Source organism: Pseudomonas sputi, from assembly GCF_021603585.1.
Lineage (GTDB): Bacteria > Pseudomonadota > Gammaproteobacteria > Pseudomonadales > Pseudomonadaceae > Aquipseudomonas > Aquipseudomonas sputi.
The window spans coordinates 148,442-161,464 of sequence record NZ_BQHI01000008.1 but is presented as its reverse complement, the minus strand read 5'-3'; the positions used below and the strand labels follow the sequence as shown (position 1 = coordinate 161,464).

The 13,023-nt window shown below is 62.1% G+C and carries 12 protein-coding genes; 7 read left to right on the top strand and 5 right to left on the bottom strand.

The annotated features are described in order from the left end of the window. Positions 1-99 precede the first annotated feature (99 nt). Together L6D81_RS14280 and L6D81_RS14275 are read left to right on the top strand one after the other, a co-directional pair. Positions 100-579 carry an Lrp/AsnC family transcriptional regulator gene (locus L6D81_RS14280; protein ID WP_008081091.1) on the top strand — a complete coding sequence of 160 codons (480 nt, stop codon included), beginning with the start codon at positions 100-102 and terminating at the stop codon, positions 577-579. 106 nt (positions 580-685) lie between these two features. Continuing rightward, the gene (locus tag L6D81_RS14275; protein WP_003228500.1) at positions 686-895 is read left to right on the top strand and encodes a DUF2788 domain-containing protein; all 210 of its coding nucleotides are present in this window, start codon (positions 686-688) and stop codon (positions 893-895) included. On the opposite strand, the gene L6D81_RS14270 is transcribed toward L6D81_RS14275, so the two are convergent. From L6D81_RS14270 to L6D81_RS14255, 4 genes are all read right to left on the bottom strand, one after another. Further along, positions 890-1,525 (bottom strand): pseudouridine synthase, encoded by a 636-nt coding sequence (locus L6D81_RS14270; RefSeq protein WP_085612563.1) that lies wholly within the window; start codon positions 1,523-1,525, stop codon positions 890-892. The two genes, L6D81_RS14275 and L6D81_RS14270, sit on opposite strands and share 6 nt — an antisense overlap. 66 nt (positions 1,526-1,591) lie before the next feature. Next, positions 1,592-3,091, bottom strand: coding sequence for an AMP nucleosidase (gene amn, locus L6D81_RS14265; RefSeq protein ID WP_236180297.1), 1,500 nt, complete (start codon positions 3,089-3,091; stop codon positions 1,592-1,594). Between the two features lie 59 nt (positions 3,092-3,150). After that, a complete protein-coding gene (locus tag L6D81_RS14260; RefSeq protein ID WP_236180295.1) occupies positions 3,151-4,800 on the bottom strand; it encodes an acyl-CoA dehydrogenase family protein in 1,650 nt (549 codons plus the stop codon). Positions 4,801-4,895: 95 nt separating this feature from the next. Continuing rightward, the gene (locus L6D81_RS14255) at positions 4,896-7,244 is read right to left on the bottom strand and encodes a hybrid sensor histidine kinase/response regulator (protein ID WP_236180293.1); all 2,349 of its coding nucleotides are present in this window, start codon (positions 7,242-7,244) and stop codon (positions 4,896-4,898) included. A 304-nt stretch (positions 7,245-7,548) separates the two neighbouring features. Here L6D81_RS14255 and L6D81_RS14250 point away from each other — a divergent pair, with 304 nt between their 5' ends. The 4 genes from L6D81_RS14250 (at position 7,549) to L6D81_RS14235 (ending at position 11,063) form a co-directional block, all read left to right on the top strand. Then, positions 7,549-8,346 carry a hydroxymethylpyrimidine/phosphomethylpyrimidine kinase gene (locus L6D81_RS14250; RefSeq protein ID WP_236180291.1) on the top strand — a complete coding sequence of 266 codons (798 nt, stop codon included), beginning with the start codon at positions 7,549-7,551 and terminating at the stop codon, positions 8,344-8,346. Positions 8,347-8,364: 18 nt separating this feature from the next. Further along, positions 8,365-8,988 (top strand): thiamine phosphate synthase, encoded by a 624-nt coding sequence (thiE, locus tag L6D81_RS14245; protein WP_236180289.1) that lies wholly within the window; start codon positions 8,365-8,367, stop codon positions 8,986-8,988. A gap of 10 nt (positions 8,989-8,998) precedes the next feature. Beyond that, positions 8,999-10,282, top strand: a complete 1,284-nt coding sequence (hemL, locus tag L6D81_RS14240) for a glutamate-1-semialdehyde 2,1-aminomutase (RefSeq protein WP_236180286.1) — start codon at positions 8,999-9,001, stop codon at positions 10,280-10,282. A 226-nt stretch (positions 10,283-10,508) separates the two neighbouring features. After that, a complete protein-coding gene (locus tag L6D81_RS14235) occupies positions 10,509-11,063 on the top strand; it encodes a tetratricopeptide repeat protein (protein ID WP_236180284.1) in 555 nt (184 codons plus the stop codon). A gap of 115 nt (positions 11,064-11,178) precedes the next feature. Here L6D81_RS14235 and L6D81_RS14230 read toward each other — a convergent pair whose 3' ends face one another. Then, a complete protein-coding gene (locus L6D81_RS14230; protein WP_007958692.1) occupies positions 11,179-11,508 on the bottom strand; it encodes a DUF1820 family protein in 330 nt (109 codons plus the stop codon). A gap of 132 nt (positions 11,509-11,640) precedes the next feature. Here L6D81_RS14230 and miaB point away from each other — a divergent pair, with 132 nt between their 5' ends. Then, entirely contained in the window at positions 11,641-12,969 is a 1,329-nt protein-coding gene (gene miaB, locus L6D81_RS14225) for a tRNA (N6-isopentenyl adenosine(37)-C2)-methylthiotransferase MiaB (protein ID WP_011336083.1), read from the top strand. Positions 12,970-13,023: the final 54 nt, after the last annotated feature.

The window sequence follows — 13,023 nt, the reverse complement described above, 5'->3', positions numbered from 1 at the left end:
GACAGATGATTGCGAAGATTGCTCAAATAAACATCACTTGCGCAATTTTTAACCCTGGATAGATAATCCGCCGCAATAGTTAAGACAAGGGACCGTTTGATGAGCAAACTCGACCGTTACGACCTGAGTATTTTGGCGGAATTGCAGCGCGACGCCCGCATCTCCAACCAGGAACTGGCCGAGCGCATCGGTCTGTCACCCTCCCCGTGCTCGCGCCGGGTCAAGCAACTGGAGGACGACGGCTACATCTCCCGTCAGGTCGCCCTGCTCGATCGCAAGATGCTCGGCCTGAGCCTGACCGCTTACGTGCTGATCGGCATGGACCGGCACACGCCGGAACGTTTCGAGAACTTCGAAGCGGCGATCCGCACCTTGCCGCAAGTGCTGGAATGCAGCCTGGTGACCGGCGTGGATGCCGACTATCAGCTGAAAGTGGTGGTGCCGGACATGGATCACTATCAGAAGTTGCTGCTGGGGCACTTGACCCGCATCGAAGGCGTGACCAGCGTGCGCTCAAGCTTTGTGCTGAATCAGGTACTCAACAGCACCGAATTGCCGCTGACGCATCTGCGCAACTGAAATCGACGAATGACTGCGGCACACCGACGCAGGTCAATGCTGCGTCGTTCGCCGCTGGCGTATACTCCCGGCCGCCCTTTTTGCCGCTTGCGTGCCGGAGAACCCGATGGATCCAGCAGTATTTGAAGAGTGGATGATGACTGGTCTGGTCAGCATCCTGATCATTTTCATGGGTTTCATCGTCTGGGATCTGGCGAAGAAGTCCAAGGCCGGGCGCTTCGGCTCGTTCATTCTGTTCTTCGTGCTGGGCCTGGGCGTGGCCGCGTTCATCATCAAGAGTGTGGTGATCGGCCTGATCGAATCCGGCGCCTTATAAGCGCGCCGGCACTTCTTTCCACTGGCCCTGATCGAGCCCTTCGATCGTCCAGTCACCAATCCTGACCCGCACCAGCCGCAACGTCGGCAGCCCCACCGCCGCCGTCATCCGCCGCACCTGACGGTTGCGCCCTTCGCGAATCACCAGCTCCAGCCAGGTTGTCGGAATCGTTGCGCGAAAGCGTACCGGTGGATTGCGCGGCCACAGTTCAGGCTCATCCAGTTGCCGCGCTTGCGCGGGCAAAGTCATGCCGTCATTCAATTCGACGCCGTCGCGCAGGCGCTGCAACTGCTCGGCCGTCGGCACGCCTTCGACCTGCACCCAATAGGTTTTCGCCAGCTTGTGCTTGGGGTCGGCGATCCGCGCCTGCAACTGGCCGTCGTTGGTCAGCAGCAGCAAACCTTCGCTGTCGCGGTCCAGCCGCCCGGCCGGGTAAATACCCGGAATGTCGATGTAATCCTTGAGCGTCGCCCGCCCTTCGCCGTCGCTGAATTGCGTCAGCACATCGAACGGTTTGTTGAACAGGATCAGCTTCGGCTCGGCCGGTGGTGCCTTGGCGACACGGCGCGGGGCTGAAGAAGCTGGCTTCGCGCCGGGGCGGCGGGAAGGTGGACGTTGGGGACGGGACATGGCGAAAAGAAAATCTAACGGTCGGGGCTGACATAGTAGCCCGACCGTTAAATGACCATCCACAAATCAGCGGAACGGCGGTTCGTCGAAGCTGCGCAGTTTGCGCGAGTGCAGCGAATTGAGTTCGGTGCGCAGCAGATCCACCGCTTCGATGCCGATCTTCAAGTGCTGGCTGACCGCACGCTCGTAGAACGCGTTGGCCGAACCCGGCAGCTTGATTTCGCTGTGCAGCGGCTTGTCCGACACACACAGCAACGTGCCGTACGGCACCCGCAGGCGATAACCCTGGGCGGCGATGGTGCCGCTTTCCATGTCCACCGCCACGGCGCGGGACAGGTTGATCAGCGGTCGCTCCTGGGCCCAGCGCAGTTCCCAGTTGCGGTCGTCGTAGGTCAGCACGGTGCCGGTGCGCAGGCGTTTTTTCAGCTCTTCGCCTTTTTCGCCGGTGATGTTGGCCGCCGCTTGCTGCAACGCCAGCTGCACTTCGGCCAGGGCCGGAATCGGAATGTTCGGCGGCACTACCCGGTCGAGAATCCCGTCGCGACGCATGTAAGCGTGAGCCAGCACGTAGTCGCCGATGGTCTGCGACTGACGCAGGCCGCCGCAGTGACCGATCATCAGCCAGCAATGCGGACGCAGCACGGCCAGGTGGTCGGTGATGTTCTTGGCGTTGGACGGGCCGACGCCGATGTTCACCAAGGTCACGCCGTGGCCATCGCTGGCAATCAGGTGGTAGGCCGGCATCTGGTAACGGTGCCAGACCACGCCGGCGGCAATGGCCGAGGCTTCACCGTGATCCATGCCTTTTTCGATGATCACGTTGCCCGGCAACACCATGCGCACGAAGCGCGGGTCACGGCGCAGTTGCTCCAGGCCATGGACGATGAACTGGTCGACATAACGGTGATAGTTGGTCAGCAGAATCCACGGCTGCACATGGCGCCAGTCGCTGCCGGTGTAGTGCACCAGACGACGCAGCGAGAAGTCGACGCGCGCGGCGTCGAACAGCGCCAGCGGCAGCGGATCGGTGTTTTCCCAGTCGTAGAGACCGTCGGCGATGCCATCGGTGGCGGCGGACAGGTCGGTACTCGGGAACACTCGCGCCAGCACAGCGGCGGTGACGCCGGAGCCGGCCAGTTCATCGCCCTGCTCGACCACATACGGGTACGGAATGTTCTGCTCGCTGACCCCGACTTCGACGGTTACGGTGAAGTCGTGCATCAGCGGCGTGAGCTGTTCCAGCAGGTATTTGCGAAACGCCTTCGGATGGGTAACGGTCACGCTGTAGGTGCCCGGCAACTGCACCTTGGCATAGGCGCGGGTGGTCTGTGGGACTTCGCCCTGGCAGTGGTAGGTCAGACGCAGTTCGGGATAACGGAACAGGGCACGTTGCTCGGCGTCGGGCTCGACGCGATCCTTGAGGTAACGCTTGAGCGCCGAGTTCAGCGCCGTGGTGGCCCGCTCATGCAGCTCGGCGAGACGATCCACGGCTTGTTCGGCGGTTTGAACGACAATAAACGCTTCGGTCACGATCAGCTTCCTGTGTTCTGACTTGCAGAGCTTCATCTTGCCTGCATCGTGGCGTCACGGAAACAGTGGCGTAATGGCTTTGGCGCGATCCCCCTTCAGAAACCCTGCGGTGTCGAGCGAGCGACGATGGCCTCGACATCCAGCCCGCGCGGCAACGCGCCGTAGACCCGCCCGCCTCCGTTCAGACGACTGGCGATAAAGGCATCGCTGACCGCCGCATTCCCGGCCTCCAGCAACAGCTTCGCTTGCAGCCCCAGGGCGATGTCTTCGGTCAATTGCCGAGCGCGGTATTGAATGTCACTGGTGTCCTTGAAGGCCGCCTGCAGTTGCTGGATGTGCGCCGCAAGACGCCTGTCGCCATGGCCGTCGCCCAACTCGCTGAACAGCACATCGAGCACACCCGGCTCTTTCGACAAGGCCCGCAGCACGTCGAGGCATTGCACGTTGCCGGAGCCTTCCCACGTCGAGTTCACCGGCGCTTCGCGGTACAGACGCGGCAGAATGCTGTCTTCGACATACCCGGCGCCGCCCATGCATTCGGCGGCTTCGTTGATCATCGCGGGCGCACGTTTACAGATCCAGTATTTGCCCACCGCGGTCACCAGCCGGGCGAACTGCGCTTCATGGCGGTCATCCAGATGATCCAGCGCCTTGCCCATGCGCAGGCTCAGGGCCAGCGCGGCTTCGCTTTCCAGCGCCAGATCGGCCAGCACGTTCTGCATCAGCGGTTGCTCGCCGAGCAGTTTGCCGCCGACCTTGCGGTGGGCACAGTGGTGGCTGGCCTGAGTCAGCGCCTGACGCATCAGCGAGCTCGAACCGACCATGCAGTCGAACCGAGTCATCGCCACCATCTCGATGATAGTCGGCACGCCGCGTCCTTCTTCACCGACCATCCACGCCAGCGCGCCACGGAACTCCACTTCGCTGGAGGCGTTGGACTGGTTGCCGAGCTTGTTTTTCAGGCGCTGGATATAGAACTGATTGCGCGTGTCGTCCGGGCGATGGCGCGGCAGCAGGAAACAGCTCAACCCCTTGTCGGTCTGCGCCAGCGTGAGGAACGCATCGCACATCGGCGCCGAACAGAACCACTTGTGGCCTACCAGTTCATAAGCCTGGCCCGGGCCGCTGGCGCCGACCGGATAAGCCTTGGTGGTGTTGGCCCGCACGTCGGTGCCGCCCTGTTTCTCGGTCATCGCCATGCCGATGGTCACGCCGGCCTTGTGAGACATGCCAACATTGCGCGGGTCGTATTCGGTGGCGAGGATTTTCGGCAGCCATTGTTCAGCCAGGTTCGGCTGCAAACGCATCGCCGGCACACTGGCAAAGGTCATGGTCAACGGGCAACCGCTGCCGGCTTCGGCCTGGCTGTGCAGGTAGGTCATGGAGGCGCGGGCGACATGGGCGCCATCTTGTGGATGAGCCCAGGGCAGCGAGGTCAGGCCATGTTCGATGGCGGTGCGCATCAGCTCGTGATACGCCGGGTGAAACTCCACCAGATCGATGCGATGACCGTAGCGGTCATGGCTGGCGAACACCGGTTTGTTCTGGTTGGCGAGGAACCCGGCCTCCATCAGCGGCCCGCCGGCCAATGCGCCGTAAGCGTCGATCCGCGACTCGGCCCAGCCGGCGCCGAACCGCCGTGACCACTCCTGCAACGGCAGGTCGATGCGGTACAGGTTGGTGCCGTCCAGCGACGGCGGCTGGTTGGTGACTTCGTGGGTTTCGGCGAACTGATGCAGGTTCATGACGGGGCTCCTTGATCGGCCAGAGCTTCAGTTAAGCACTGCCCCCGAACCGATCAAAGTGTCATATCGGCCTAAATACCGGCGCTTTCACCCTATCAGCAGCTCAAGACCCGCCGCTGCATCGCCACCTGCAGATCCTCGAATTTCACCGGTTTGCTCAGGTAATCGATCGAGCCACCGGACGCGCAATGCTCTCGATCCGCCCCCAGCGCGATCATGAAAACCGGCAGATGGGCGCATCCCGGCAGGTCACGAATCTGGCAACACAGCGATGCCCCGTCGAGCGGTGGCAGCTGGCAATCGATCAGCACCGCATCGAAGCGCTCGCGCTGCAAACACTCGAGCGCCGCCGCGCCGTGGTCAGCGGTACGCACCCGGAAACCGAGCTTGAGCAACATGCCGCGCATCACCAACTGATTGACGCTGTTGTCGTCCACCAGCAGTACGGTGCAATCCTGCGGCGCGCGCTCGGTATCGCGGCTGAATGCGGGCATATCCTCCACTTCCGGCAACTCGAACTCGACATCCAGCTGAAACCGGCTGCCACTCCCTGGTTCGGAACGGTGCGTGAGCTTGCCCCCAAGCAACTCCACCAATTGACGACAGATCGCCAGACCGACGCCCAGGCCACCGTATTCACGGGTCATCGAACCGTCGAGCTGGAAGAAGCGCTGATACAGCGTAGCCTCGCCCAGATCGGTGAAACCGATGCCGGTGTCGATCACCGCGAAGGACAGCGCCAGGCGATTGTCCGTCGACGGCTTGCCCGTGACCCGCAACGCGAGGCCGCCGACGCGGGTGAACTTGATCGCGTTATCCAGCAGGCACTCCAGGCATTGCGCGAGTTTGGCGCTGTCGCCGTGCAAGCGATCCGGCAGGGTCGGCAGCACGTCGACCTTGAAGTCCAGCGACTTGCTCGAAGCATTGCCATCGAACTGAATCCGCAACGCCTCGACCACCCCGCGCAGGCTGAAACTGCCCGGCGTTGCCTTGAGCTTGCCGGCCTGCAATTCGGTCAGCGTGAGGATGCCGTTGACCATACGCATCATGTCCCGCGCCGAACCGGCGGCGGTCTGCTGGTATTGCTCCACTTCCGGATCGAGCTCGACGGTCTGCATCAGCTCCAGCGAACCGATCACACCATTCATCGGCGTGCGCAGTTCGTGGGTCAGGGTCGCGAGGAATTCGTCCTTGAGCTTGTTGCTGTGGGCCAGTTGCTGGTTGAGTACTTCGAGTTTCTGGCCGGCATCGAACAGGGTCTGCGCCTGTTGTTCGCGCATCGCGTTGATGCGGTCGGCCAGGGCCAGCGACAGCAGCGCCACTTCGATGGCCGAACCGATCTGGCTGGCGTACATGGTCAGGAATACGTTTGGCAGCAAGCCCAGCACCATCATGGTGTTGACGATGCCGCCGATCAGGAACGCCGACCAGGCAATGATGAAATACCGCGCCACCCGCAGGCCGCGCCACCAGGCGAGGATCCCGGCGGCGAAGATCACCACGGTGAAAGTCAGCGCCAGGGTTGTCGCCAGACGCAGGGCCAGGCCATAACGGGTCATCAACGACAGGCCGATCACCACCGCGCCAAAAACGATCAGGGCGATCAGCAGGCGATCGAGCCAGCGGCTGTGGTTCTTCGTTTGCAGGAAACTGCGGGCGAACTGGCTGCCGAACAGCCCCGCGCACCCGATGAAGAACGGCGTGGCAGCGTTGGCCCACCACGGGTTGTCCGGCCAGAAATACTCGACCGCCGCGCCATTGACCGACAGCTGATAGAGGCCGAACGACGCGATATAGAAGATGTAATAGAGGTAACTGGTGTCGCGCACGCTGAGGTAGATGAACAGGTTGTAAACCAGCATCCCCAGCAGCACGCCATAAATGATCCCCAGCACGTACAGGCGCACCGGCTGGTCTTCGAGGTAGGCGGTGCTCGACCACAACGTCACCGGCGCCTGGATCGAGCCTTCGCTGGACAACCGCAGATAAACGGTTCGTTGCTGATCCGGCTTGAACGCCAGGTCGAACAGGTAATTGTTCTGGCGGATCTCGCGACTGGCGAACGGCAAGGCGTCCCCTGTCTGCCGCACCAGCCGATAGTCGCCAGCGGCATCGGGCAGATACAGGTCGAGATGATCGAGCGGCGGATAGGCCAATTCCAACAGCCAACTGCGCTGCGCCGACGGGTTGGTCGGGCGGTAATGCAGGTCGATCTTCAGCCAGAACGCCGAGTGCGAATAACCGGCATTGAGCGTGGCTTTGTCATGAGGTTTGAAATTTCCGGCGGTGGCTTGCGCGCGGACGTCGGCAATGCTCGCCTGACCGCTCGGGTCTTCGAACACTTGCAGGGATCGTCCCAGCGGGAGGCTCTGGGTGAACTCGTCGAACTCGACGGCGCTTGCCAGGAGGGGCAAGCAGAACAGCAACATCAACAAATAGCGCATTGAAGCCCCAGCGTGGCTTGGCCGGTTGTGTCAGGAAGCCCCCCATTCCCTTTGAGATGACGTAAAACCGGTATTACCTGTTATTGGTTTGGATCCACTCTAGCATAGCCGTTGATGGCCATTGAGCACCATGGAAATTTTTCCTACAAAGGCTCTAGAACGGGCGTTCCAGAGCAGAGCGCCGGGCTAGAGCTGTTGACTCGGTCAGATTGTGACAAGCGCTCCGGGTCTCGCTACCCGTGTTATCGGCCGCCCGCTGTGCCGCAACACCCGAAAAACAGGTTTGGTGGTAAGCTCGCGCACCATGAATATCTACAGCTCACGCCCCGTTGTCCTCTGTCTCTCCGGCCACGACCCCAGTGGTGGCGCCGGCTTGCAGGCAGATATCGAAGCCCTGCTCGCTCAGGGTTGCCATGCGGCTCCGGCCGTCACCGCCCTGACCGTGCAAGACACGGTCAACGTCACTGACTTTCGCGTCCTCGACCGTGAGTGGGTACTGGCCCAGGCCAATGCCGTACTCAACGACTCCGACGTCGCGGCAGTGAAACTGGGCATGCTCGGTTCCCTGGAAATGGTCGACACCGTTGTCGAACTGCTTCAGGCGCACCCGCACTTGCCAGTGGTCTGCGACCCGGTGTTGCGTGCCGGCGGCGGCGGACGCCTGGGCAAGGACGAAGTCGGCTACGCCATGCGCGAACGCCTGCTGCCGCTGTCGATCATCGCCACCCCCAACCTTCCCGAAGCCCGGATCCTCGCCGAACTGCCAGACGGCACCGCGGACGAGTGCGCTGAAAAACTCCTGCCGTTCATCAAGAATCTGCTGATCACCGGCGGTCACGGCGACGAAACCGAAATCCACAACCGCCTGTACAGCCGCGACGGTCTGCGCGAAACCTTCAAGTGTCAGCGTCTGCCCGGCAGCTATCACGGTTCCGGCTGTACCCTGGCCAGCACCCTCGCAGGCCGCCTGGCACTGGGCGAAAACCTTGCCAGCGCCGTGCGTACCGCGCTGGATTACACTTGGCGCACCCTGCGCGATGCCGAACAACTGGGCAAAGGCCAGTTCGTCCCGCGTCGCCTGCCGCTGGATTTCTGCTCGTAACGTCGTGAGGTCTGCCCGATGAAACTACGTGGCCTGTATGCCATCACCGACAGCCAGTTGCTGGCCGGCAAGTTTCTGTCCTACGTGGAGGCGGCGCTGGAAGGCGGCGTCACTCTGCTGCAATACCGCGACAAAAGCAGCGACGAAGCCCGCCGTCTGCGTGAGGCCGAAGCCCTGCGCGATCTGTGCGAACGCTATAAGACGCACCTGATCATCAACGATGACGCCGAACTGGCCGCGCGCCTGAACGTCGGCGTACACCTGGGCCAGAACGACGGCCCGCTGTCGCCGACCCGCGCCCTGCTCGGCTCCAGGGCGATCATCGGTTCGACCTGCCACGCGCAGCTGGAACTGGCCGAACAGGCCGCCAGGGAAGGCGCGAGTTACGTCGCCTTCGGTCGTTTCTTCAATTCCAACACCAAACCCGGTGCACCGAGTTGCAGCCTCGATCTGCTCGACGAGGCCAAACGCACCCTGCACCTGCCGATCTGCGCGATCGGCGGCATCACCCTCGACAACGCCGCGCCGCTGGTGGCCCATGGTGTTGATCTGCTGGCCGTGGTCCATGGCCTGTTCGGTGCCGACAGCAGCGCCGAAGTGACCCGCCGCGCCCGCGCCTTCAATGAATTACTAAAAGTCTGAGAGCCCGATCATGTCTCGTTCCGAAACCCTGTTTACCAACGCCCAGAAACACATTCCCGGTGGCGTGAACTCGCCGGTGCGCGCGTTCAAGAGCGTCGGCGGCACGCCGTTGTTTTTCAAGCACGCCGAAGGCGCCTACGTCACTGACGAAGACGACAAGCGTTATGTGGATTACGTCGGCTCCTGGGGCCCGATGATCCTTGGCCACAGCCACCCGGACGTGCTGGACGCGGTGCGCAACCAGTTGCAACACGGCCTGTCCTACGGCGCGCCGACCGCGATGGAAACCGAGATGGCCGATCTGGTCTGCTCACTGGTGCCGTCGATGGAGATGGTGCGCATGGTCAGCTCCGGCACCGAAGCGACCATGAGCGCCATCCGCCTGGCCCGTGGCTTCACCGGTCGCGACAGCATCATCAAGTTCGAAGGCTGCTACCACGGTCACTCCGACAGCCTGCTGGTCAAGGCCGGCTCCGGTGCACTGACCCAGGGCGTACCGAGTTCGGCCGGCGTGCCGGCGGCGTTCGCCCAACACACCCTGACCCTGCCGTTCAACGACATCGACGCTGTTGAAAAAATGCTCGCCGAAGTCGGCCAGGACGTCGCCTGCATCATCGTCGAGCCCGTGGCCGGCAACATGAACTGCGTACCACCGGCGCCGGGTTTCCTCGAAGGCCTGCGCAGCCTGTGCGACAAGCACGGCGTAGTGCTGATTTTCGACGAAGTGATGACCGGTTTCCGCGTTGCCCTCGGTGGTGCCCAGGCCCACTACGGCGTAACTCCGGACTTGACCACCTTCGGCAAGATCATCGGCGGCGGCATGCCGGTCGGCTGCTTCGGCGGCAAGCGCTCGATCATGGAGCGCATCGCGCCGCTGGGTCCGGTCTATCAGGCGGGCACCTTGTCGGGTAACCCGCTGGCAATGGCCGCCGGCCTGACCACCCTGCGCCTGATCAGCCGTCCGGGCTTCCACGCCGAGCTGACCGACTACACCACGCGCCTGCTCGACGGCCTGCAACAGCGCGCCGATGCCGCCGGCATTCCGTTCGTGACCACCCAGGCAGGCGGCATGTTCGGCCTGTACTTCAGCGGTGCCGACGACATTGTTACGTTTGAAGACGTGATGGCCAGCGATGCGGCGCTGTTCGGTCGCTTCTTCCACCTGATGCTGGAAGGTGGCGTGTACCTGGCGCCGAGCGCTTTCGAAGCCGGTTTCACCTCGATCGCCCATGGCGAAGCCGAGCTGAAACTGACCCTCGACGCCGCCGAACGCGCCTTCGCCAAACTGAAATAAAACGCCCCGCCGCTGACGTTGGCCATTGCCAGCGTCAGCGTTCTCCTACACCTGCACGCCTTTTCCGACACGCCTGCCAAAAATCTCCCATAAAGTGGGCGATATATTTCCCGCGCAGCAGAAAATCGAGTAAAGACTTTGTAAGGATGGCCCTGCTTATTTCATAATGCGCGCTTATTGGATCCCTCGACGGGTCCGCGCGCCCTTCAGAGGTAAGTCGATTCCCATGAACCGCACCGGCCGCACCCTTGCCTTGGGCTGCCTGTTGCTCCTTCAGCCGCTGCTCGCACATGCACAAGCAGGCGGCAACTCGTTGTTGATCCCGGCGATGGGTCGCTGCACCCTCAATACTCAGCCGCAAGATGTCACGCAGGCACTGGCCGCGTGCCAGAAAGCGGCAGACGAAGGGGATGCGCAAGCGCAATACGAGTTGGGTGAGTTCTACTACGACGGCAAGAATGCGCCGCGCGATCTCAATCAAGCCCTGAGCTATTTCGAAAAGGCCTCGCTGCAAGGCCACGCCCAGGCGCAGTTCAAGCTCGGCACCATGTTCTTCCACGGTGAAGGCGTGCAGGCCAACAACATTCAGGCGTACATCGTGCTGAAGATGGCGGCGGTCAATGGTGCTGAAGAGGCATTGGACACGGCCGACGAGGTGGCCGAAAAAATGTCCCGCGAGGACCTGGAAACCGCCACCCAGGTACTCGGGCAGATTTTCCGTAAATACCTGATGGAACTGCAGAGCGCCGACGGGCGCACACCGTTCTCGCCCCTGCCCTGACTAACGATAGTTCCCGTACTCTGCGTTGGAACTCATTCTGTGACGCTTCGCGTCATTGACGCAGAGCGTCGAAGGCGGCACTCCCACGCAGAGCGTGGGAACGATAGTTACAGACTTACTTCTCGGGCATCGGCACCGGAAACGGCATCACGTTACCCACGCCGCCACGGGCTTCACTGATTTTCGGCGTCCCCAGACGCTCCACCTCGTCGATGCGCACGATCGAATGCATCGGCACAAAGCTGCGCACCACCCCTTCGAACTGCGCCTTGAGCTTTTCTTCGCTCGGGTCGACGACCACTTGCGTGCGCTCGCCAAAGACGAACTCTTCCACTTCCAGAAAGCCCCACAGATCACTTTGATAGATCTGCTTGGCGTACATTTCGAACACCTGGCCCTGGTTGAGGAAAATCACCTTGTAGATTGGAGCTTCGCGTTTGGTCATGGCGGGCAGACAGCATCGGGGTAAAAATGAGGGCGCGAACTATAGCATAGCCACCGGACGCGCAGCGGTAGGAACCTGGGGACATGTTCCCTATAATGCGCGGTTCTTTGAACCACGTGACGACCCTATTCCATGGCCAAGAAGCTTTACATCGAAACCCACGGTTGCCAGATGAACGAGTACGACAGCTCGCGCATGGTCGATCTGCTGGGCGAACACCAGGCCCTGGAAGTCACGGCGCGCGCCGAAGATGCCGACGTGATTCTGCTCAACACCTGCTCGATTCGCGAACGCGCCCAGGACCGGGTGTACTCCCAGCTCGGCCGCTGGCGCGAACTGAAACTGGCCAACCCGGACATGGTGATCGCCGTCGGCGGTTGCGTGGCCAGCCAGGAAGGCGCGGCGATCCGTGATCGCGCACCGTACGTCGACGTGGTGTTCGGCCCGCAGACCCTGCACCGCCTGCCGGAAATGATCGACGCCGCGCGCATCAGCAAACTGCCGCAAGTCGACGTCTCGTTCCCGGAAATCGAAAAGTTCGACCACCTGCCAGAGCCGCGCATCGACGGCCCTAGCGCCTACGTGTCGGTGATGGAGGGCTGCAGCAAGTACTGCACGTTCTGCGTGGTGCCTTACACCCGCGGCGAAGAAGTCAGCCGACCGTTCGATGATGTGATCGCCGAAATCATCCACCTGGCTGAAAACGGCGTGCGTGAAGTGACCCTGCTGGGGCAGAACGTCAACGGTTATCGCGGGCTGACGCACGACGGTCGCCTGGCGGACCTGGCTGAACTGATCCGCGTCGTCGCGGCGGTTGATGGCATCGACCGCATCCGCTACACCACCTCGCACCCGCTGGAGTTCTCCGACAGCCTGATCCAGGCCCACGCCGAAGTGCCGGAACTGGTCAAGCACCTGCACTTGCCGGTGCAGTCGGGTTCGGACCGGATCCTGGCTGCGATGAAGCGCAACCACACCGCGCTGGAGTACAAATCCAAGCTGCGCAAACTGCGCGCCGCCGTACCCGGCATCTGCATCAGCTCGGACTTCATCGTCGGCTTCCCGGGGGAAACCGAGAAAGATTTCGAACAGACCATGAAGCTGATTGCCGACGTCGGTTTCGACTTTTCCTACTCGTTCGTCTACAGCCAGCGGCCGGGCACTCCGGCCGCCGATCTGGCCGACGACACCCCGGAAGAACTGAAAAAAGAACGCCTGAACGCCTTGCAGCACCGCTTGAATCAGCAAGGGTTCGAGATCAGCCGACAAATGGTCGGCTCGGTCCAGCGGATTCTGGTGACCGATTATTCGAAGAAAGACCCGGGCGAGCTGCAGGGGCGGACCGAGAATAACCGTATCGTCAACTTCCGCTGCGATAATCCGACCCTGATCGGCCAGTTCGCCGACGTGCACATCGACGCGGCGCAACCGCACTCGCTGCGCGGCTCGCTGATCCAGTAACACCGCAAGGAGACCGCGCCAGACGGCTGAATCGATGCAAGGCTTTTTAAGAGC

Coding starts and splice junctions, on each gene's coding strand:
- L6D81_RS14275 (WP_003228500.1), top strand. CDS start 686: ATGGATCCAGCAGTATTTGAAGAGTGGATGATGACTGGTCTGGTCAGC.
- L6D81_RS14235 (WP_236180284.1), top strand. CDS start 10,509: ATGAACCGCACCGGCCGCACCCTTGCCTTGGGCTGCCTGTTGCTCCTT.
- thiE (WP_236180289.1), top strand. CDS start 8,365: ATGAAACTACGTGGCCTGTATGCCATCACCGACAGCCAGTTGCTGGCC.
- L6D81_RS14260 (WP_236180295.1), bottom strand. CDS start 4,800: ATGAACCTGCATCAGTTCGCCGAAACCCACGAAGTCACCAACCAGCCG.
- hemL (WP_236180286.1), top strand. CDS start 8,999: ATGTCTCGTTCCGAAACCCTGTTTACCAACGCCCAGAAACACATTCCC.
- miaB (WP_011336083.1), top strand. CDS start 11,641: ATGGCCAAGAAGCTTTACATCGAAACCCACGGTTGCCAGATGAACGAG.
- L6D81_RS14255 (WP_236180293.1), bottom strand. CDS start 7,244: ATGCGCTATTTGTTGATGTTGCTGTTCTGCTTGCCCCTCCTGGCAAGC.
- L6D81_RS14280 (WP_008081091.1), top strand. CDS start 100: ATGAGCAAACTCGACCGTTACGACCTGAGTATTTTGGCGGAATTGCAG.
- L6D81_RS14250 (WP_236180291.1), top strand. CDS start 7,549: ATGAATATCTACAGCTCACGCCCCGTTGTCCTCTGTCTCTCCGGCCAC.
- L6D81_RS14230 (WP_007958692.1), bottom strand. CDS start 11,508: ATGACCAAACGCGAAGCTCCAATCTACAAGGTGATTTTCCTCAACCAG.
- amn (WP_236180297.1), bottom strand. CDS start 3,091: ATGAAGCTCTGCAAGTCAGAACACAGGAAGCTGATCGTGACCGAAGCG.
- L6D81_RS14270 (WP_085612563.1), bottom strand. CDS start 1,525: ATGTCCCGTCCCCAACGTCCACCTTCCCGCCGCCCCGGCGCGAAGCCA.